Raw genomic sequence first — 20,669 nt, 5'->3', positions numbered from 1 at the left:
AGCCCTTATGCCTTGAAACGGCACGACAAAGGCGATGTCCACCGGTAAGCACCGGTTCGGACATCGCCTTTTCTGTTTGCCCGTCCACGTGCCGGCCGGTCCCGCACGGGCTCCTCCGCAGCAAACCCAGCCCCTCACCAAGGATGTGTGGCCATGCCCGAGACCCCCACCCCCGACCAGATCCCGCACGCCGCGCGCATCATGGACTACTTCCTGGGAGGTTCCGAGAACCTTCCGGTGGACCGCGCCGCGGCGGACGGCATCGTGAAGCTGCTGCCCGGCGGCCCGCTGGGGGCGCGTGCCAACCGGCGCTTCCTCAACCGCGCGGTGCGCGAGGCCACCCGGCGCGGCATCACCCAGTTCCTCGACATCGGCAGCGGCATCCCGGCCGCCGAGGCCACGCACGAGGTGGCGCCCGAGGCCAAGGTCGTCTACGTCGACAACGACCAGGTCGTCGGCGTCATCGCGCGCCGCATCCTGGGGGAGGCCTCGGACGGCCGCACCGCCTACGTCGACGCGGACTTCCGCGAGCCCGAGGCCGTGCTGTCGGCGCCCGCGACCAAGGAACTGCTGGACTTCTCCCAGCCGGTGGCGGTGCTCTTCGGCGCGCTGCTGCACTTCATCGTGGACTCCCAGGACCCGTACGCCACGGTCGAGCGCTACAAGGAGGCGCTGGCCCCCGGCAGCTTCGTCATCCTCACCCACTCCAGCCCCGACTACGTCTCCGCGCCGGTGCGGGCCGCCGTCGACGAGCTGTACACGAACCTGCGGGTCGACCTCGCCTCGCGGTCCCGTGCGGAGATCACGCGGTTCGTGGAGACCGACGGCTGGACGGTGCTCGAACCGGGTGTGGTCTCCGTCAACGAGTGGGAGACCGAGGACGAGCGGGCCGCGGACGCGGACTACCAGACCAACCGGGAGGACACGGCCGGCTTCGCCGCCGTCGCCGTGAAGAACTGATCCACCCTGACGCGGCCGGCCCGGCCCCCGCGGGCCGGCCGCGTCACCCCCTTCGAGGGCAAGTCGCCGCGGAAAAAGCCGAGTTGACGGCCCTCCGGGCGAAGTGTCACACTTTTTTCGGCGGCTTCCTGCCCTGAACCCCCTTCCGTGTCCGATCGGTGTCCCCGACCTGGGCACGGCTTTTTTCGTTTCGCCCGCTCGGCCGCTCCGGCCGGGGTCGGGATCCGGACCACGACCCGCCCGGAATCAGCCAAGAAGGGCCGGACCCGGCCTCTTCTCCGGCCGGGCCGAGGGGCCTCACACCGCATCTGACCTGCCATTTCAGGTACTAGTGGGCGGCTCTGATAGTTGGCGGACTGCTAGTTAGCAAGTTGATGGATAAGCAGGTTGACGATACCCTCGGGGTACGGCAACGCAGCAGTGAGGGAGACAGTGATGAGCCAGGAGTTCAAGAACCACGACATGACGATGATGTTCGCGATCCACGACGCCCTGCGGCGTGAGCTGGAGCGGATCGCCCGGATCACCGCCCGGGTCGACGAGGACCCCCGTCATGTGCTGAGCACCGCGGTGGGCTGGGAGCTCTTCAAGAAGTTCCTGACCATCCACCACACCTCCGAGGACGTCACCGTCTGGCCCGTGATGCAGCGGGCGCTGGCCGGGCAGCCGGACGAACTGGCCCTGCTGGACGCCATGGAGGCCGAGCACGCGGTCATCGACCCGCTGCTCGCCGACATCGACGCCGCCCTCGCCGACCGGGACTCCGGGCTGCAGCGCCTCGGCGGTCTGACCGACACCCTCTACACCCAGCTCGGCGGCCACCTCGACCACGAGGAGGGCGAGGCGCTGAAGCTCATGGACATCACCATGACGACGGAGGAGTGGGTGACGTTCTCCAAGGAGCAGAGCGGCCGTGTCGGCGACGACGCCCGCCGCTACCTGCCCTGGCTGCTCGACGACATGTCCGCCGCGAAGGTCGCCGGCATCCTCGGCAAGATGCCGGAGCACCTGCGCAACGCGTACGAGACCGAGTGGCGCGCGGCCTACGAGGACCTGGACATCTGGGGCACCCGCGCCCACACCAACGCCCGCTGACACCCTCCCGGGGACGTCCCGTCAACGGCCGGAGCGGAACCCCGCGGGGTTCGTGGCGGCACCGGCCGGGGCGTCCGCCTCGGGACGCCGCCGGAGGCGTCCGGCGGGCGTCGGCGGTGCGGGCGGGCGGGCGGCGATCGTGCGGGCGGTGTCGGCGGTGCGGGCGTCCCGCCGGCGGGCCCGTGCCTGGACGGCGCCGCCACCGAGAGCAACCGCTCCACCCAGCCGCCCTGTTGAAGACCCGCACCTTCGGTGCCGACCCGGCGAGACGCCCTCCAGAAGGCGCCGCTCCCGCGAGATGCTCGCCTTGAAGGTGCCACTTCCGCGAGATGCTCGCCCAGCAGGCGCCGCTCCCGCGAGCGGCGTGCCAGGGAAGTCGCCGGTCCGTGCGGGGCCCGCCCAGGACACCGCCGGTTCCTGAAACGCCCGCCCGATCGGACGCCGCCGCTCCCGAGCCGCCCGCCCGCGCCGCGAGTGCCCAGAAGGTGCCGCTCCCACGAGTCGGCCGCCCGGTGGCCGCCGTTCCCGAGCCGCCCGCCCGCAGTCGCCGGGCCCGGACCGCCTCGAAGGTGCCGCTCCCCGCGAGCAGGCGGTCCGGTGGCCGTCGCCCCGAAGCGTCGGCCGACGTGGTCGAGCCCCTTGGGCCGAACCCCGGCCCCGCGCCCGGGGCGAAGCGCCTCCACGGCACCCGGCGCGCCCGCCGGCCCTCGCGGCACCGCAGGGATCACGCCATCCGGCAACGTCCCCGGCCCCGTCGACGAGCGAGCCCCACCGCCAGGTGCGGCCATCCCCTCGGCCGACCCCCGCCGCGCCCGTCACGCCGACGTGCCGCTCCCTCCCGCCAGGAGGGCCCCACGGCAGGCGGGTGGACCCGCCCTCTTCCGCGCAGGCCTCGCCGCGCCTCTCCCCGGACCGTGATCGCGCCCGGAGCGCCCCGGTGTCTCTCCCCGGCCGCTTCCGCATGTCGCCAGGTCACGCCCGGTTCCGGTGGTCGTGCCCGGAACCGCTTTCCGACAACTCCCCCCGCGGTACTGACCGTATGCCGTCTCCGCGCATACGATACAGACAAGTCTGTTGAATTCAGTGGGAGAGCGTAAGGAACTGGCATGGCTCAGCAAGAACGCGGGAAGCGATCACGGCGTTCGATCCTGGAGGCGGCGGCCCAGGTCTTCGACGAGCGCGGCTACGACGCCGCCAGCACCAACGAGATCCTGGCGCGTACCGGCCTCACCCGGGGTTCCCTCTATCATCACTTCCCCTCCAAGGAGGCCATCGCGCTCGCCCTGGTGCAGGCGCACGGCGAAGCCCTGGAGGTCCCCGACCGGCCGGTGCGGCTGCAGTCGGTCATCGACCTGACCCTCGAATTCGCCCGCCGCCTCCAGCACGACGCGGTGCTGCGCGCGAGCGTGCGGCTGACCATAGAGCAGACGTCGTTCGACTGTCCGCCCAGGACCACCTACGAACAGTCCACGGACACCATCCTGATGCTGCTCCAGGAGGCCGAGAAGCGCGACGAGATCCTCCCCGGCGTGGACGTGCAGGAGGTCACCTCGCTGATCGTCGGCTCCTTCACCGGCCTGCAGATCATGTCCCAGGCCTACAGCAACCGCGCCGATCTGCCCGAACGCACCGGCGTCTTCTGGAAGTTCCTGCTCCCCGGCCTCGCCACGCCCGGTCTGATCGGCCGGCTGCGCGTCACGCCTTTGGACGTCTCCGAGACCCCCGACCCCCTGAACTGACCGTCCCTGCCCCTCGCTTCGGCCGGCGGCTCGCCGGCCGGCGGGTGCGCGACCTCGTGCCGGGTGGACGACCGCCCGGCCGCGGATCCTCAGATCCGGCGCTCGCCGCCCCGGTTGGGCCGGTCGCGGTCGAAGAGCGGCCGCAGCAGCCGCCACAGCCGATCGGCTATCTCCCCGTCCCACCAGCTCGGATCGGTGTGGCCCAGCGTCTCGATGCCCGCCGCCACCACCACGGCCAGATCGGCCAGGTCGTCCGCCGGTTCCTCCGCCGCCTTCTGCGCCTCGGTGACCCGCTCGTGCACGGCGGCCAGCAGGTCGTCGCGCAGCCGGGGCGGGCCCGCCGAGCCGTCCGCGGCCAGCTGCATCCCCGCCCGGACCACCTTCTCGGTGCGCATCGCCTCGCCGAGCGCCGTCAGGAACCGCCGGGGCGACTCCGCCACCGGCCCCCGGAACGCCTCCTCCACCAGCGTCTCGACCCGCTGCCGGGCCTCCTCGTAGACGGCGGCGGTCAGGGCGGCGGTCGAGGAGAAGTGGTGGTACAGCGCCCCCCGGCTGACTCCGGCGCGGCGGCAGATGTTGATCAGCCCCGCGTCCGACAGGCCGCCGTCCGCGATGAGTTCGGCGGTGGCCTGGACGAGAACCTGACGTGTCTGTTCGGATCGCGCCTGCATCCGGTGGCACCTGCCTTCTCTTCCCTGGTGTGCTGGCTCCGCACATCTCCCCGCAGGCGCTGCCGTCGACGGTGCAGCGAATCATACAGCCATGCCTGTTTATGGAGGGACCCCTCGTACAGAGCTACCCGTGTGCGATCTCCAGGGAATCCAAATGCGCAGATTATGGGGGTCGTTGTCCGGAAACCGGCTCATCGGGCCGAGGTGTCGACGTCCTTCAATCAGATAGGTCTGTTTGGTATGAGTGATCCATTCCGGCCACTTGACGCAGGTTTGACACTCCGCTGACACAGCTGCGGAGGATTGTGGGAACCCTGAACCGCCGTCCGTTGAAGCCGTCCGCACCCCCCGTGAGACTGGATGCAGTTCCGGTTGGACCAAGGAAACGGGGGAGATCCGAATGGAAGAGACCGAGCGGCTGACGGCCGGTCATCGCAGCCGCGACTGCCGACGGCTCTGCGGCCGGATCTGCGCCCGCTGCGTGGACCGGATCGACGGCGCGCTGCGCACCCTGCTCGACCTGTACCGGGAGAGCGACCAGGCCCTGGTGCCCGGCGCGCCGGTGCTGCGCGAACGGGTGAGCGGCAGCCGCGCCTCCGTCGGCATCGTCCTCGACGAGCGGGCCCTGGCGCTGCGGACCCGCGCCGCCGAGGTGATGACGCTGTGGGCGCGTATGGTCGTGGACGAGCGGGCCGGTGCCAGGCCCGGCTCCGGCGAGCGCGGGGTGGCCACGCTGGTGCGGTTCCTGCGCCGGCAGCTGCCCTGGCTCGCCGGGCACCCGGCGGGAGCGGACTTCGACGAGGAACTCATCGAGCTGCTGGGGGAGTTCGGCGGCCTGCTCGGCCCCGGTCCGGCCCGCAGGCTCGAACTCGGGCCGTGCACCCGGTCGGAGTGCGCCGGCACCCTGTACGGCGTGCTGACGGCGGGCGACGGCGACCGGGTGCCGTCCCAGGTGTCCTGCGACGGCGGCCACTCTCTGCCGCCGCGCCAGTGGCTGCTGGTGGCCGGCCGGATGCGGGAGGCGGCCTGATGGCGGCCGGGTCCGAGTGGACGGCGGGCGGCAGGGCCCGCCCGCGCCGGGTGCCGACCGAACTGGCCGCCCTGGCGATGGGGGTGACCCCGGCGACCATCCGCAAATGGGCCAGCCGCGGCAAGATCACCCGTCATGGCGGCCCGCAGCGCGCCGAGTACGACCTCGACGAACTGTTCGCGATCGCCCGCCGGGACGCGGACGAGTAGACCACCACCGAGAGACGCGGATCCGTGCGGGGATCCGTGCGAAGAAGAAGCCCCTGCGGCGCATCCCCCCGCCGCAGGGGCTTCTTCGGTGCATTGATAATCAACTAGCCATATTTCCATAGAAGTTGACTCCATCCGACCATGGGTGTCACACTTTTCCCGGCGCCCCATGCCCGAATCCGGGCGGCGCCCGTCCCGGGCCCCGGTCTCCGAGCCCGCAGGACCCTTCACAACCCTCACGCATCCGCGTCCCGTCCGGGGCGCGGATTTTCTGTTTCCTTCTCGCCCCGACTTGAGGAAGTGTGGTCCATGCCTGTTTCCACCTGGACACCCGTCGGTCAATGGACGGGGACGGTCACGCACGACGGTGAGGTGGACGAGTACACCGTCACCTTCGTGCCGGACGGTTCCCTCTCGGTCACCACGAAGAAGAGCACCGGCTACGGCTCCTGGACCGTCACCGGCGAGGACTCGCTCCAGTTCTCCCTGCGCGAGGACTTCAACCTCGACGTCACCCAGATCAGCCCCAACGGCCACCGGGCCGCCTACATACAGATCGACATCGACGCGCGGCACGACGACGGCGCGCTCACCGGCGAGGGCAAGGCCGTCGTGCACGGCCCGGACGACGTCGTGATCTACGCGACGGGCGCCCAGACCGAAGCGCGCCGGGTGTCATGACGTCCGAGGTCGCCCGGCTGGCCGACCTGGTGAGCCTCAGGGACCTGGTCGGGCACTATCTGGCCAGCCTCGACGAGGGCGGCTTCGACGAGACCTGGGCCCGGTCCCTGTTCACCGAGGACATCGAGATGACGTTCCCGGTGGGCAGCCACGGCGGTCTGGCCGGGGTCGCCGGCTTCACCGAGGAGATCATGGCGCGCTGGGGCCGCACCCACCACCACGGCTCGGAGAGCCAGGTGGAGGTGGACGGCGACACGGCCCGGCTCAGCTGGAGCCTGATCGCCTCCCACGTGCACCACGGCTCGCCGCTCCCGCCGGACCCCACGCAGTACTTCCAGCTCGGCGGCCGGTTCACCGGCACCGCCCGGCGCACCCCCGGCGGCTGGCGCTTCGACCGGCTGCGGCTGCGGATCGTCTGGACCACCGGAGCCGTGCCCAAGGGCGTGACCCAGGTCGACCGGCAGACGCTCGACACCCGGGGCAACACCACCACTTCAGCGAAGGAGAACGCACCCATGCCCACCACGCTCACCCCCGCGCAGCAGAGGGAACTGATCGAGAAGGTCTTCCACGAGGGCCTGGACCTGGGCGACCTCTCGGCCGCCGACCGCTACCTGACGGCGGACTTCCGCAACAACGGCAGCCACGACGACTCCATGCGGGGCCCGGAGGCGTTCAAGCACACCATCCGGATCCAGCAGTCCGCGTTCAGCGAGATCAAGTACGAGATCCTCGACTTCATCTCGGACGGCGACAAGGCCGCCATCCGCTGGGTCATGCACGGCAAGCACACCGGCCCGTTCATCGGCATCCAGCCGACCGGGCTCCAGGTGCAGCACCAGGCGATCATCTGGTTCCGCTTCGAGGGCGACAAGATCGCCGAGCGCTGGGGCATCGTCGACAACTTCTCGCTCCAGAAGTTCCTCCAGTCCGGCGGCAAGCCGGTCGGCCCGCTGACCCCCGCGGGCAAGCCCGGGGCCTGAGCAGGCCGCCCGGCGCGCCCGGCCCCCGCCGACGGTGCGGGGGCCGGGCGCGCCCGTGCCGCAGGACGTACCGCCGACACAGACCGCGCGGATCCGCGAGCCCCCGGATCCGTGTCGCACGGAATCGAAGGAACCGACGGAGCAAGGGACCAAGACCATGCCGATCGACAGAAAAGTCGCCCGTTTCAACCGGCGGTTCGCCAACCATCTCGTCGGGCCGCTGTTCAGCCGGCTGCCCGGGTTCGGGAAGGTCCACCACCGCGGCCGCAAGTCCGGGCGGGAGTTCGCCACCCCGGTGAAGCTGTTCCGGCGCGGCGCTGACATCATCATCACGCTGCCCTATGGACCCGGCTCCGACTGGGTCAAGAACGTGCTGGCGGCGGGCGGTTGCGAGATCACCACGCGCGGCCGCCGGATCCAGCTGAGCAACCCGGTGGTCTTCAGCGACGACGGCACGACGAAGATGCCCGCCCTGACCCGGCGGATCCTCTCCCGGGTCGAGGCCACCGAGTTCATCGCGCTGACGCCGGTCCAGGCAACGGTGCCGGCGGCCCGGCCGTGACCGCCGCCGGCCTGGTGACCCGCCCGGCGCGGGTCGCGCTGCTGGTCGGCTCCGCCCGGGACGGCAGGCTCGCCCCGGACGTCGCGGGCTGGTTCGCGCGGGTCGCCGCCCGCCGCGACGACCTCGTCCTGGACGTCGTCGACGTGGCCGAGCACCTGCTGCCGGCGAGCCTGGACGCGGACGACCCGAGGGCCGCGGCGCTGCGGCCCCGGCTCGCCGGCGCCGAGGCGTACGTGGTCGTCGTACCGGAGTACAACCGCAGCGTCCCCGGTCCGCTGAAGACGCTCATCGACAGCTTCCAGAGCGAGTGGGAGGCCAAGCCGGTCGGCTTCGTCGGCTACGGGCTCGGCATGGCGGGCGGGGTGCGGGCGATCGAGCACCTGCGGCAGATCTTCGCCGAGTTCCACTGCGTGGGGATGAAGGACACCGTCACGTTCCCGCGCGTGCTCGAACACTACGACGCCGACGGCACCTTCCCGGCGGAGCCGGCCGGCGCCGAGGCAGCCGCCAAGCTGATGCTGGACCAACTCCTCTGGTGGGCGACGGCGCTGCGCGACGCCAAGGCCGTCCGGCCGTACAGCGCCCCGTGAGGGGCGCGGGGAACCCCGCGGTTCCCCGCGCCCCGGAAAAAAGGGGCGTTCCCCTCACCCCCTCTTCACCAGGAGAACGCGATGGCTGCTGCCGCCGCCCCTGATCCCCTCACCCCGCTCCTCGTCGCCGTGCCGGTCGTGATCATCGCGTGCCGGGCCGGTGCCCAGATCCTCAAACGGCTCGGACAGCCGCCCGTGGTCGGCGAGATACTCGTCGGCATCCTGCTCGGCCCCTCGCTGCTGGGCTGGCTCTGGCCCGCGGCGCAGACCTGGCTGTTCCCGGCGGCGGCGCTGCCCTACATCGGCGTGCTCGGCAACATCGGGCTGCTCGTGTTCATGTTCCTCGTCGGCCTCGAACTCGACCTCACGTCGCTGCGCGGCAACAGCAGAACCGCCGTCGCCGTCTCCCAGGCCGGGATCGCGCTGCCGCTGGTGCTGGGCACGCTGCTGGCGCTCGGCATGTACGGCGACTTCGCGCCGGAGGGCACGAAGAAGCTGCCGTTCGTGCTCTTCATCGCCGTGTCCATGAGCATCACGGCGTTCCCGGTGCTGGCCCGCATCCTCACCGACCGCGGGCTGTACCGCACGAAGGTCGGCGCGCTCGCCATGGCCGCCGCCGCGGTGGACGACGTCAGCGCCTGGTGCCTGCTGGCCGTCGTGGTGGCGGTGACCAAGAGCAACTCGCCGATGGACGCGCTGACCACGGCGGGATACGCCGTCGCGTTCGCGGCCGTCATGTTCTTCGTCGTACGGCCGCTGCTGGCCCGGTGGGCCGCGCGGGCCGAGCGCCGCCACTCCGACGGCGTCGTGCTGGTCGTGCTGTTCAGCGGGCTGAGCGTGGCCGCCTACGCCACCGACCGGATCGGCGTGCACGCGCTGTTCGGGGCCTTCCTGTTCGGGGTCGTGACCCCGCGCGGCAGCCGGCGGGTCGAGGCGACCGCGGCCCGGATGCGGGCCTTCGCGGTGCCGGTGCTGCTGCCGCTGTTCTTCGTCAGCACCGGGCTGAAGACCGACGTCGGACTGCTCGGCGGCGGCGTGGCCCAGTGGCTGTGGACGGCCGCGGTGCTCGTGGTCGCGGTGGTCGGCAAATTCGGCGGCGGCGCGCTCGCCGCCCGGCTGTCCGGCCGCGGCTGGCGGGACTCCCTGTCCCTCGGCGCGCTCATGAACTGCCGGGGCCTGACCGAGCTGATCGTGCTGAACATCGGCCTCGGCCTCGGGGTGATCGGCCCCGGGCTGTTCACCGTCCTGGTGCTGATGGCGCTGCTCACCACGGCCATGACCACGCCCGCGCTGACCCGGTTCCGCAAGGGGATCGACGAGGAGCAGGAGCGCGCGCAGGACCAGGACCAGGACCAGGAAGCGAACGGAATCGGCCAGGACGAACCGGCCCTCGGAGCGACCGCAGGCCGTTGACCTGCGGGCTCGGTACCGGTCCTGTCCGTGGCGCCCCCAGGGCGCATAGTTCAGGCCCTGATGGTTGGAAAACTGTTGGTTGCCTGGTTGATAGATAAGCACGTTGACGATACGATCGCTGTGCGAAACCGAAGCAGAGACGAGCCAGACCCGCGGGACTCCCGGCGACCGGGACAGCGCGGCCGGCTCCACCAGCCGCGGAACCCGAGGGCCGGCCGCCGCTCGGCGTACGGCCAGTCCACCCCCCCAAAGTCCCGAGAAGACACGGAGACATCTCATGTCGCTGCAAGACCGCACTCAGGCCGTCCCCAAGGCCGCGGCTCCGCCGCAGCAGGACGGCAAACTCGGCCTCGCACTGCTGGTCATCGCCGCAGCCCAGCTCATGCTCGTCCTCGACAACACGATCGTCACCGTCGCCCTGCCGAGCATGCAGAGCGCCCTGGGCCTGAGCGAGTCCAGCCTCGGCTGGATCGTCACCGCCTACGCCCTCGCCTTCGGCGGGCTGCTGCTGGCCGGCGGACGCGCCGGCGACCTCTTCGGCCGCCGCCGGGTCTTCCGCATCGGCCTGGTCCTGTTCACCGGCGCCTCGCTGCTCGGCGGCCTGGCGCAGAGCGGCGAACTGCTGATCATCGCCCGTGTCATCCAGGGCGCCGGAGCCGCCATCGCGGCACCCACCGCCCTGTCCCTGCTGGCCACCACCTTCCCGGCGGGCCCCGCCCGCAACAAGGCGCTCGGCGTGTACGGCGCGATGGGCGGACTCGGCTCGGTCGTCGGCCTGCTGCTCGGCGGCGCGCTCACCGAGTACCTCAGCTGGCGCTGGGTGATGTTCGTGAACATCCCGATCGCGCTCGCCGTCCTGATCGGCACCGGCGTCCTCGTCGAGGGCGGCCGTGAGCGCGGCAAGGTCGACTTCCTCGGCGCCCTCACCGCCACCCTGGGCTTCGGCTCGCTCGTCTACGCCATCAACCGCGCCGGCGACAAGGGCTTCGACAGCGTCACCGTGATCGGCCTCGGCGCCGCGCTCGTCCTGCTCCTCGCCTTCGTCCTGATCCAGCGCAGCAGCTCCACGCCGATGATCCCGCGCGGTGTGCTGGCCGACCGCAGCCGCGTCGGCGCCAACCTGATCATGCTGCTGGTCGGCGCGGGCATGCTCGCCACCTTCTACTTCCTGACCCTCTACATGCAGGTCGTCAAGGGCTACGCCCCCATGATCACCGGTGTCGCCTACCTGCCCTTCGCGCTCGGCATGGGCATCGCGGCCGGCGGCATCGGCCCGCAGCTGCTCGCCAGGATGTCCGAGCGCAAGGTCGTCGCCATCGGCCTGCTGATCGGCATCCTGGGCATGGTCTGGTTCAGCTTCATCAAGCCCGGCCAGAACCCGTGGGCGGTCCTGCTGCCCGCCCAGCTGGTCGCCGGTCTCGGCCTCGGATCGGTCTTCGTGGCCGTCACCATCGTCAGCGTCCGCGGTGTCGAGCCGCAGGCCACCGGCGCGGCCTCCGGCCTGGTCAACACCGCCCAGCAGATCGGTGGCGCCATCGGCCTCGCCGGCCTCGCGGCGGCGGCCACCGCCATCACCGACCACGAGCTGCCCGGCAACATGCCGCACGCCCTGACCACCGGCTACTCCTACGGGTTCCTGCTCGGCGGCGCGCTGTACCTGGTGGCCCTGATCGTGGCCCTGACCACGCTCCCGGCCACCGCCCCGCAGCACCACCAGGAGGGCGAGGCAGCCCCCGCCACCCTGTGATCCGGCCCCGGCGGCCCCGCCCTGTCCACTCGGGCGGGGCCGCCGGCACCCCCTGTCCGACCCCCCTGTCCTACCCCCCACGCACGCCAGGAGGCCGACATGACCGACCGGAGCGAACCCCGAGGACAGCGGCGCTCCCTCGCCCTGTGGGAGCTGGCCGACCTCGTCACCCCGATGGCCGTGCGAGTGGCCGCCACCTACCGGGTCGCCGACCACATCGCCGCCGGAACGGCCACCGCGTCCGGCATCGCCCGGGCCGAGCAGCTGCACGCCGAATCCCTCGACCGGGTGCTGCGCCACCTCGTCACCGCCGGCGTCCTCACCCGGGCCGAGGACGGCGCGGCCTACGGACTGACCGGGCTGGGCGAGCAGCTGCGCTCGGACCACCCCGACGCCCAGGCCCTGCTGCTCGACGCCGGGGGCGCGTTCGGCCGCGGCGACCTCAGCCTGGTGGACCTGCTCCACACCGTCCGCACCGGCGGCCCCGCCTACCCGGTGCGCCACGGGATCGGCTTCTGGGACGACCTGGACACCGACCGCGCGCTCGCCGAGTCCTTCGACCGGATGATGGCCGACAACCTCTCCCGCGACCTCCCCTCGATCGCCGCCGCCTACGACTGGTCCGCACGCGGCCACGTCTACGACCTCGGCGGCGGCAACGGGGCACTGCTCGCCGGTCTGCTCCACGCCCACCCGGCGCTGCGCGGCACGGTCGTCGACCTGCCCGGGACGGTGGCCCGCGCCGAGGCGCACTTCCGCGCCGCGGGGCTGGCCGGCCGCGCCGGCGTCGTGCCCGGCAGCTTCTTCGACGAGCTGCCCGCGGGCGGCGGCGCCTACGTGCTCTCCTCCGTCCTGCACAACTGGACCGACAAGGAGGCCGTGCAGATCCTGCGGCGCTGTGCCGACGCCGTCGCCGACGACGGGCGGGTCATCGTCGTCGAGGAGACCGGCGAAGGCACCGAGACCGGCATGGACCTGCGGATGATGGCCTACTTCGGGGGCGCCGAACGCTCCCGGGACGAGCTGGTGCGGCTCGCCGCGCAGGCAGGTCTCGCGGTGGCGGGGGTGTACCGGGCCGGCGGCCAGGCCGCCGCCGTCCGCACCTTGATCGAACTGGTGCGCGACGATCGATCACAGTGACCCATCGGGGCCGCTGCCCGCTCCGGGCGTGCTCCCGGGGCGGTGCAGCGGGCCGAACGGTGTGCGGGCCGGTGCATATACTTGCGAAGGAGGTGCTGTCGTGCGGAGTTCGGGCGATTCAGGTGGTGCGCACGGTCCGGTGACCCGGACCGAGGAGACCGCGGAGGTTCCCGGAGCCCTCCCGGAGTCGCTCACGGACTTCATCAGCTATCTCCTGCGCCGGGTCTACGCGCAGTTCTCGTCCACCGGCGACGGCGGCGACAGCGACTCCCGTGACTTCCTGGTCCTCGACGCGCTCACCGGCCGCGACTGGGAGTCCCAGCTCGACCTGGCGGAGCGGCTCGGCATCAACCGCACCATCATGGTCTCGGTCATCGACCGGCTGGAGGCCCGCGGCGAGGTCCGGCGCACCCGCAACCCCGACAACCGCCGCCAGTACGTGCTGTCCCTGACCGACCGGGGGCGTGAGGCCGTCGAGGCCAGTCGCCGCACGGTCGCCGCCCGGGACGCCCGGCTCACCGCCGTCCTGACCGACGAGGAGACCGCCCGGCTCGACGAACTGCTGGCCCGGCTGCTGCCCGAGTCGGCGCAGCCCCTGGTGCAGGGCACCGAGTACCTGGTCGCCCAGGCCCACCACCGGCTGCGCAAGCACGGCGACGACAAGCTGGCCGGCACCGGGCTGCGGGTGCGCCACTACGGCCCGCTGTCCGCCCTCGACGTCTTCGGCCCCATCTCCCAGCAGCGGCTCGCCGAACTGCTCGCCATCACCGGGCCGGCCGCCTCCCAGCTGGTGGACGAACTGGTCAAGCTGGGCCTGGTCCAGCGCGGCCGCGACCCGCACGACCGGCGCCGCTACGCGCTCGAAGTGACCGCGACGGGCCGGGAGAAGCTCGCCCTCATCGCGGACGCCGTCGCCGAACTCGCCACCGACATCTCCGACCGGCTCGGACCGGACGGCGACGAGGAACTGCGGGCCCTGCTGGTGAAACTGCTGGCCCCCACGCATTCCGGACCGGCGTTCGCCGGCAATACCAAGTCATCTGTTTCCGCCAGGGGTTGATTCTCTGGCCAAAGGCTGTCACGCTTGATTCGGCGGTAGACGCACGCCTTTCCAGGCTCCTCGTATCCACGAGGGGCCTTTTTTCATGCGGACTTTTCCACGGATTCGACACGGACGTTCACGCGGATTTCCGACCCTCGACGCCTTCGACGAAGGAGACAGCTCATGGTCGCGCAGAAGACCGACGGCTCGCCCGAACCGGCGCGCATACCCGAGGACATGACCTACGACGTCATCATCCTCGGCTCGGGCCTCGCCGGCTCCGTCACCGGCACCATCCTCGCCAAGCACGGCGCCAAGGTGCTGCTGGTCGACGCGGCGGCCCACCCGCGCTTCGCGATCGGCGAGTCCATGACCCCGCAGCTCGTGGAATGGATCCACATCCTCTCCGAGCGCCACGACATCCCCGAACTGAAAAGCCTGTCCAGTGTCCAGGCCTCCACCCGTGACATCGGGCCGACCTTCGGCACCAAGGCGCATTTCGGCTTCATGAAGCACGAGGTCGGAAAGGAACCCGACCCGCGCGCCGCCACCCAGCTCGCCCTGCCGAAGATATTCCACCAGAACAGTCACATGTTCCGGCAGGACAGCGACGCATTCATGTTCCACGTCGCGATCAAATACGGCTGCACCCCCCGGCAGAACTGGCGCGCCAACGAAGTCGATTTCGACGAGGACGGCGTCACCGTCACCGGAAAGAGCGCCGCACCGGGCGCCGCGTCCGAGCAGTACCGCGCCAAGTACCTGGTGGACGCCTCCGGTTTCCGCTCGCCGCTGGCCGACAAGTTCGACCTGCGCGACAAGCCCACCGCCCGCTTCAAGCACCACTCCCGCTCGATGTTCACGCACTACGTCGGCATCAAGCGGTTCGACGACGTCAGCGGCCACCCGCAGGACCTGCGCCCGCCGGCCGACTGGCACACCGGCACCATGCACCACCTCATCGAACGCGGCTGGTTCTGGATCATCCCGTTCGACAACCACCCCGAGTCCCGCAACCCGCTGTGCAGCATCGGCCTGACCATGGACGAGCGCACCTACCCCAAGCCCAAGGACATCACCCCGGAGCAGGAGTTCCAGCTCTTCCTCGACAAGTACCCGGCGGTCAAGCGCCAGTTCGACGGCGCCACCCGGGTCCGCGAGTGGATCTCCACCGACCGCCTCCAGTACTCCTCGAAGCAGACCATCGGCGACCGCTGGTGCCTGATGTCCCACGCGGCCGGCTTCCTGGACCCGCTGTTCTCCCGCGGCCTGTCCAACACCCTGGAGGTCGTCGACGCCCTCACCTCCCGGCTGATCCCCGCCCTCAGGGACGGCGACTTCTCCGCCGAGCGCTTCGAGTACGTCGAGCGGGTCGAGCAGGGCCTGCTCCAGTACAACGACGACCTGGTCAACAGCTCCTTCATCGCCTTCTCCCACTTCCGGCTGTGGAACGCGGTGTTCCGGGTCTGGGGCTCCTTCATCACCCCCGGCACCATGCGGCTGACCCGGGCCCGCCTCAAGCACTTCAAGGACCACGACGTCCGGCACTTCGACGAGCTGGAGAACGTGCCCTACCCGGGCCTGTGGTGGCCGCAGAGCGACTCCTTCAAGAAGATCCTGGAGGCCACCGCCGAGACCTGCGAGAAGTACGAGGCCGGCGCGCTCACCGGCGACGAGGCCGCCGACATCGTCTTCGGGCTGCTCAAGGAGTCGCCGGTCGTCAACCCGGTCTTCGGCTGGAAGGACGAGCAGCAGCGCTTCATCTACCCGTCGGTCGGGACGATGGCCCGCTTCCTGTACTGGGCCTCGGTCCAGGCCCCGCCCGAGATGAACAGCGTCGGCCGCGAGTTCCTGCTCGGCATCGTCAAGGCCGGGGCGAAGGTCCGCAAGCTTCTCTGACCCGCGCGGCAACCCCCTCGACACACCCCCCAGAAAGGGATGCGCATGTCCGCAGCAGCGCGGTCACTGACCCGCGCCCAGGAGACCCGGACCGCCGAGCAGACCCGGAACATCGAGCCACTGAGTCTGCGCCGCGTCTGCGGTCTGTTCACGACCGGTGTCACGGTCATCACCACCGGCCCGGACGGCGACGCGGACGGTACCACCGTCAACTCCTTCACCTCCGTCTCGCTGGAACCCCCGCTGGTGCTGTTCTGTCTGCACCGCAACTCCCGGCTGCACACGCTGCTGGAGCAGAGCGGCGGGTTCACCGTCAACTTCCTGTCCGGCCGCCAGCAGCCGCTGGCCCGGCACTTCGCCGGGCGCCGGGCCACCGCCTTCGAGGGCATCCCGCACCACTTCACCGAGGACGGGCTGCCCGTGCTCAGCGAGGCCCTCGCCTACCTGACCTGCACCACGGTCGACATCCACACGGCCGGCGACCACGAGATCGTCATCGGCGAGGTGGTCGACCTCGGCGTGCCCGAGCACGGCCTGGAGCCGCTGGTCTTCTTCGACGGCTCGCTCGGCCCGCTGCAGTCCGGCACGGACCGCTTCCACCACACCGAACAGGCGTCCTGACATGCGCCGGGTGCTCATCGCCAACCGTGGCGAGATAGCCGTGCGTGTCGCCCGGGCCTGCCGGGACGCCGGGATCGCCAGCGTCGCCGTCTACGCGGACCCCGACCGGGACGCCCTGCACGTCCGGGTCGCCGACGCGGCCTACGCCCTGGGCGGTGACACTCCGGCCACCAGTTACCTGGACATCGACAAGGTCCTGCGGGCCGCCCGGGAGACCGGCGCGGACGCCGTCCACCCGGGCTACGGCTTCCTCTCCGAGAACGCGGAGTTCGCCCAGGCCGTGCTGGACGCGGGCCTGACCTGGATCGGCCCGCCACCGCAGGCCATCCGCGACCTCGGCGACAAGGTCGCCGCCCGGCACATCGCCCAGCGGGCCGGTGCGCCGCTGGTCGCCGGCACCCCGGACCCGGTCTCCGGCGCCGACGAGGTCGTGGCCTTCGCGGCGGAACACGGCCTGCCGATCGCCATCAAGGCCGCCTTCGGCGGCGGCGGGCGCGGGCTGAAGGTCGCCCGGACGCTGGAGGAGGTGCCGGAGCTCTATGAGTCGGCGGTGCGGGAGGCGGTGGCCGCCTTCGGGCGCGGCGAATGTTTCGTGGAGCGCTACCTGGACCGGCCGCGGCATGTGGAGACGCAGTGCCTCGCCGACCGGCACGGCAACGTGGTCGTCGTATCCACGCGTGACTGTTCGCTGCAGCGTCGGCACCAGAAGTTGGTGGAGGAGGCGCCGGCGCCGTTCCTGACGGCGGAGCAGACCGCCGAGCTGTACCGCGCCTCCAAGGCGATCCTGCGGGAGGCCGGCTATGTCGGCGCGGGAACCTGCGAGTTCCTGGTCGGCCAGGACGGCACGGTCTCCTTCCTGGAGGTCAACACCCGGCTCCAGGTCGAGCACCCGGTGTCCGAGGAGGTCGCCGGCATCGACCTGGTCCGCGAGATGTTCCGGATCGCCGACGGCGAGGAACTCGGCTACGACGATCCCGAACTGCGCGGCCACTCCTTCGAGTTCCGCATCAACGGCGAGGACCCGGGCCGGGGCTTCCTGCCCGCTCCCGGCACGGTCACCCGCTTCGACGCGCCGTCGGGTCCGGGCGTCCGGCTGGACGCGGGCGTGGAGGCGGGCAGCGTGATCGGCCCGGCCTGGGACTCGCTGCTGGCCAAGCTGATCGTCACCGGCCGCACCCGCGAGGAGGCCCTGGAGCGGGCCGCCCGCGCCCTGGACGAGTTCCAGGTCGAGGGCATGGCCACCGCCATCCCGTTCCACCGGGCCGTCGTCCGGGACCCGGCGTTCGCCCCGCGGAGCGGCCCGTTCACCGTCCACACCCGGTGGATCGAGACCGAGTTCGCCAACGGCATCGAACCCTTCACCCCGCCCGCCCCCGGCACCGCTGCGGCACCGGACGAGCGCGAGACCGTGGTCGTCGAGGTCGGCGGACACCGCCTGGAGGTCTCGCTGCCCGCGGTCCTCGGCCGGGTCCCGGACCGGATGCCGAGCCTGGTGGGGGCGGCCGCGCCGCGGACCCGCCGCCGCGGCACGTCCGGCCCCGCGCCGGCCGCGTCCGGCGACACGCTCACCTCGCCGATGCAGGGCACCGTCGTCAAGGTCGCCGTCACCGAAGGGCAGAGCGTCGAGAAGGGCGACCTGATCGTGGTCGTCGAGGCCATGAAGATGGAGCAGCCGCTCACCGCGCACCGCTCCGGCACCGTGACCGGGATCGCCGCCGAGGTGGGGCAGGCCCTCGCCGCCGGCGCGACCGTGTGCGCCATCAAGGACTGAACCAGCCGACGGATCGAGGACCGGTCGACGTGGCACACCTCACCTACACCGACGCCATGGACGAAGCGCTGGACCGGCTGCGTTCCGTGGGATACGAGCACGGGCGCAGCTTCGTCAACCACGCCCCGATGGCCGCCGAGGCACTGGCGCACATGGGCTACGCCGACGAGGTGCCCGGCTGGGTGGAGGGGCACCTGCGCAGCCACTCCTTCCACGACGTGCCCGAGCGGCGGTTCGCCATCGACCCGGCCGACGAGGCCGAGTGGCGCCACGCGCTCGGCGAGTTCGGCCGGGTCGCCGACTGGACCGCCCTGTTCGAACGGGAACTGGCCGAGGCCCCGTGGACCGAGGTGCTGGCCCGCTGGTGGCCCCGGCTGCTGCCCGGCATGTCCGGGATGCTCACCCACGGGGTGATCCGCACCGCGCACGCGGTGCGCGCCGTGGCGACGGCCGGCCCCGGCCACCGCAGGCAACTGACCGAACTGGCCCAGGGCCTGGGCTACTGGGCGGCCCGCTACTCCGAGGGCGGGGTCGTCGCCACGGCGGATCCGGGCGAGGACCCGGACCTCGACGCGGCGGCGGCCCTGGACGGACTCGTCGCCGAGTTCTCCGGGATCTACGCCACCCTCCCGCACCGGCACCCGGTCCCGCTGATCCACTCGGTCACCGGGCCCGCCGCCGTACGCCTGGTGGTGGAGCACCTGCCGCAGGAGCAGCGCCTGCCCTCGTACCGGGTCGCGCGGGCCGTCAGCCGCACGATGCTCGACTGGTTCCACGCCGTGCCCCGGCCCGCCGCCCCGCTGCCCGACGCCCCCGACCCGGCCGCCCTGTTCGCCGAGGCCGCGCAGATCGGCGACGAGCACGCCATCAAGCTCGCCGAAGTGGCCGTACGGCACGAGGCGTATGCGCCCGATCCGCGGCACGCGGCGGCCGCCCAGGCCGCCAACCGGGCCATCGGGCGCCTGTACCGCTGACAGATCGTCTTCGACGGTCCCGCAGACCGGACCGTACGGAACCGTTCCCGAGGAGTGTCATGGACGCACAAGTCATCGTCGTGGGCGCCGGTCCGGCCGGCATGATGCTCGCGGGCGAGCTACGGCTCGCGGGCGCCGACGTCATCGTTCTGGAGAAGCTGCCCGCGCGCACCGGAGAGTCGCGCGGCCTCGGCTTCACCGCCCGCACCATGGAGGTCTTCGACCAGCGCGGCCTGCTGCCCCGCTTCGGGGACATCGAGGTCAGCAACGTGGGCCACTTCGGCGGCCTGCCGGTCGACTTCGGTGTCCTGGACGGCGCCCACCAGGCCGCCAAAACGATCCCTCAGTCGGTCACCGAGACCGTCCTGGAGGAGTGGGCCGGCCGGCTCGGCGCCGACATCCGCCGCCGGCACGAGGTGCTGTCCGTCAAGGAGAAGGAGGACAGCGTCGAGGTCGAGGTGCGCGGCCCCGAGGGCGTGCACCGGCTGCGCGCCGAGTACCTGGTGGGCTGCGACGGCGGCCGCTCCACCATCCGCAAGGCCGCCGGCTTCGACTTCCCCGGCACCCCCTCGACGCTGGAGATGTACCTCGCCGACGTCAAGGGCATCGAGCTGGAGCCCCGGATGATCGGCGAGACCCTGCCCGGCGGCATGGTCATGGTCGGCCCGCTGCCCGGCGGCATCACCCGCCTGATCATCTGCGAGCGCGGCACCCCGCCGCAGCGCCGGGACAAGCCGCCCACCTGGGCCGAGGCCGCGGCCGCCTGGCAGCGGCTGACCGGCGACGACATCTCGCACGCCGAAGCCGTGTGGGTCTCCTCCTTCGGTGACGGCACCCGCCTGGTCACCGAGTACCGGCGCGGCCGGATCCTGCTCGCCGGCGACTCCGCCCACATCCACCTGCCGGCCGGCGGCCAGGGCATGAACACGAGCATCCAGGACGCCGTGAACCTGGGCTGGAAGCTCGGCGCGGTGGTCGGCGGCCGGGCCCCCGAGGCACTGCTCGACACCTACCACGACGAACGGCACCCGGTCGGCGAGCGGCTGATGATGAACACCCGCGCCCAGGGCCTGCTGTTCCTGTCCGGCCCCGAGGTGCAGCCGCTGCGCGACGTGCTGAACGAACTGATCCGCTACCCCGAGGTCAGCAAGCACCTGGCCGCGATGGTCTCCGGCCTGGAGATCCACTACGACCTCGACGGCGGCACGGGCGCGCTGCTCGGCCGGCGGCTGCCGAACGTGCCGCTGACCGGCCACTCCCGGCTGGCCTCCAGCACGGAGGCGCTGCGCGCCGGACGCGGTGTGCTGCTCGACCTCGCCGGCAACCCGCGGCTGCGGGAGCGGGCCTGGGCGTGGCGGGACCGGGTGGACGTGGTGACGGCGACCGCGGACCTGCCGGCCGGCAGCCCGCTCGCGGACACCACGGCGGTGCTGGTCCGGCCCGACGGATACGTGGCCTGGGTGGCGCCGGGCAGCCACGCGGATCTGCCGATGGCGCTGGAGCGGTGGTTCGGGCCGGCGCGGTGAGGCCGTGCCGCGGTTC

At 71.8% G+C, this 20,669-nt stretch carries 18 protein-coding genes and 2 pseudogenes; 19 read left to right on the top strand and 1 reads right to left on the bottom strand.

From position 1 onward, the window contains the following. Nucleotides 1-153: 153 nt before the first annotated feature. The 3 genes from ACIQOE_RS05160 (at nucleotide 154) to ACIQOE_RS05150 (ending at nucleotide 3,794) form a co-directional block, all read left to right on the top strand. On the top strand, nucleotides 154-960 hold the full coding sequence (locus tag ACIQOE_RS05160) for an SAM-dependent methyltransferase (RefSeq protein ID WP_401409704.1): 807 nt from the start codon (nucleotides 154-156) through the stop codon (nucleotides 958-960). A 435-nt stretch (nucleotides 961-1,395) separates the two neighbouring features. Further along, complete coding sequence (locus ACIQOE_RS05155) at nucleotides 1,396-2,055, top strand: hemerythrin domain-containing protein (protein WP_351328160.1); 660 nt, start codon at nucleotides 1,396-1,398, stop codon at nucleotides 2,053-2,055. A 1,106-nt stretch (nucleotides 2,056-3,161) separates the two neighbouring features. Further along, nucleotides 3,162-3,794, top strand: a complete 633-nt coding sequence (locus tag ACIQOE_RS05150) for a ScbR family autoregulator-binding transcription factor (RefSeq protein WP_365559878.1) — start codon at nucleotides 3,162-3,164, stop codon at nucleotides 3,792-3,794. Between the two features lie 89 nt (nucleotides 3,795-3,883). On the opposite strand, the gene ACIQOE_RS05145 is transcribed toward ACIQOE_RS05150, so the two are convergent. Continuing rightward, complete coding sequence (locus ACIQOE_RS05145; RefSeq protein ID WP_365572222.1) at nucleotides 3,884-4,465, bottom strand: TetR/AcrR family transcriptional regulator; 582 nt, start codon at nucleotides 4,463-4,465, stop codon at nucleotides 3,884-3,886. Nucleotides 4,466-4,865: 400 nt separating this feature from the next. On the opposite strand from ACIQOE_RS05145, the gene ACIQOE_RS05140 reads away from it, so the two are divergent. From ACIQOE_RS05140 to ACIQOE_RS05065, 16 genes and pseudogenes are all read left to right on the top strand, one after another. Beyond that, on the top strand, nucleotides 4,866-5,495 hold the full coding sequence (locus ACIQOE_RS05140) for an OvmZ protein (RefSeq protein ID WP_351328166.1): 630 nt from the start codon (nucleotides 4,866-4,868) through the stop codon (nucleotides 5,493-5,495). Continuing rightward, nucleotides 5,495-5,704, top strand: coding sequence for a hypothetical protein (locus ACIQOE_RS05135; protein ID WP_351328168.1), 210 nt, complete (start codon nucleotides 5,495-5,497; stop codon nucleotides 5,702-5,704). Before ACIQOE_RS05140 ends, ACIQOE_RS05135 begins: the two co-directional genes overlap by 1 nt. 309 nt (nucleotides 5,705-6,013) lie before the next feature. Continuing rightward, nucleotides 6,014-6,385, top strand: coding sequence for a dehydrogenase (locus ACIQOE_RS05130; RefSeq protein ID WP_351328170.1), 372 nt, complete (start codon nucleotides 6,014-6,016; stop codon nucleotides 6,383-6,385). After that, nucleotides 6,382-7,368, top strand: coding sequence for an ester cyclase (locus ACIQOE_RS05125; protein ID WP_401409700.1), 987 nt, complete (start codon nucleotides 6,382-6,384; stop codon nucleotides 7,366-7,368). The genes ACIQOE_RS05130 and ACIQOE_RS05125 overlap by 4 nt, the downstream gene beginning before the upstream one ends. Before the next feature lie 157 nt (nucleotides 7,369-7,525). After that, a complete protein-coding gene (locus tag ACIQOE_RS05120) occupies nucleotides 7,526-7,930 on the top strand; it encodes a nitroreductase family deazaflavin-dependent oxidoreductase (protein ID WP_351328173.1) in 405 nt (134 codons plus the stop codon). Beyond that, a complete protein-coding gene (locus tag ACIQOE_RS05115) occupies nucleotides 7,927-8,520 on the top strand; it encodes an NAD(P)H-dependent oxidoreductase (RefSeq protein ID WP_351328174.1) in 594 nt (197 codons plus the stop codon). Before ACIQOE_RS05120 ends, ACIQOE_RS05115 begins: the two co-directional genes overlap by 4 nt. 81 nt (nucleotides 8,521-8,601) lie before the next feature. Further along, entirely contained in the window at nucleotides 8,602-9,933 is a 1,332-nt protein-coding gene (locus ACIQOE_RS05110) for a cation:proton antiporter (RefSeq protein ID WP_365572225.1), read from the top strand. A gap of 277 nt (nucleotides 9,934-10,210) precedes the next feature. Further along, entirely contained in the window at nucleotides 10,211-11,680 is a 1,470-nt protein-coding gene (locus tag ACIQOE_RS05105) for an MFS transporter (protein ID WP_351328178.1), read from the top strand. 99 nt (nucleotides 11,681-11,779) lie between these two features. Next, nucleotides 11,780-12,820 carry a methyltransferase gene (locus tag ACIQOE_RS05100; RefSeq protein WP_351328179.1) on the top strand — a complete coding sequence of 347 codons (1,041 nt, stop codon included), beginning with the start codon at nucleotides 11,780-11,782 and terminating at the stop codon, nucleotides 12,818-12,820. Nucleotides 12,821-12,959: 139 nt separating this feature from the next. Then, nucleotides 12,960-13,880 (top strand): MarR family transcriptional regulator, encoded by a 921-nt coding sequence (locus tag ACIQOE_RS05095; protein ID WP_351328181.1) that lies wholly within the window; start codon nucleotides 12,960-12,962, stop codon nucleotides 13,878-13,880. A 165-nt stretch (nucleotides 13,881-14,045) separates the two neighbouring features. Then, complete coding sequence (locus ACIQOE_RS05090) at nucleotides 14,046-15,761, top strand: FAD-dependent monooxygenase (RefSeq protein WP_351328183.1); 1,716 nt, start codon at nucleotides 14,046-14,048, stop codon at nucleotides 15,759-15,761. A 45-nt stretch (nucleotides 15,762-15,806) separates the two neighbouring features. Further along, a complete protein-coding gene (locus ACIQOE_RS05085) occupies nucleotides 15,807-16,382 on the top strand; it encodes a flavin reductase family protein (protein WP_351328185.1) in 576 nt (191 codons plus the stop codon). A 1-nt stretch (nucleotide 16,383) separates the two neighbouring features. Beyond that, a pseudogene (locus tag ACIQOE_RS05080) lies at nucleotides 16,384-17,848 on the top strand (acetyl/propionyl/methylcrotonyl-CoA carboxylase subunit alpha); the annotation flags it as partial. Nucleotides 17,849-17,922: 74 nt separating this feature from the next. After that, nucleotides 17,923-18,153, top strand: a pseudogene (locus tag ACIQOE_RS05075) (acetyl-CoA carboxylase biotin carboxyl carrier protein subunit); the annotation flags it as partial. A 29-nt stretch (nucleotides 18,154-18,182) separates the two neighbouring features. Beyond that, entirely contained in the window at nucleotides 18,183-19,127 is a 945-nt protein-coding gene (locus tag ACIQOE_RS05070; protein WP_365572231.1) for a hypothetical protein, read from the top strand. 59 nt (nucleotides 19,128-19,186) lie between these two features. Then, entirely contained in the window at nucleotides 19,187-20,653 is a 1,467-nt protein-coding gene (locus ACIQOE_RS05065) for an FAD-dependent monooxygenase (protein ID WP_351328189.1), read from the top strand. Nucleotides 20,654-20,669 lie beyond the last annotated feature (16 nt).

This window comes from Streptomyces sp. NPDC091282 (genome assembly GCF_044757385.1).
In the GTDB taxonomy this organism is placed as follows: domain Bacteria; phylum Actinomycetota; class Actinomycetes; order Streptomycetales; family Streptomycetaceae; genus Streptomyces; species Streptomyces gramineus.
The sequence above is the reverse complement of the archived record's forward strand: the minus strand, read 5'-3'. Positions and strand labels throughout refer to the sequence as shown.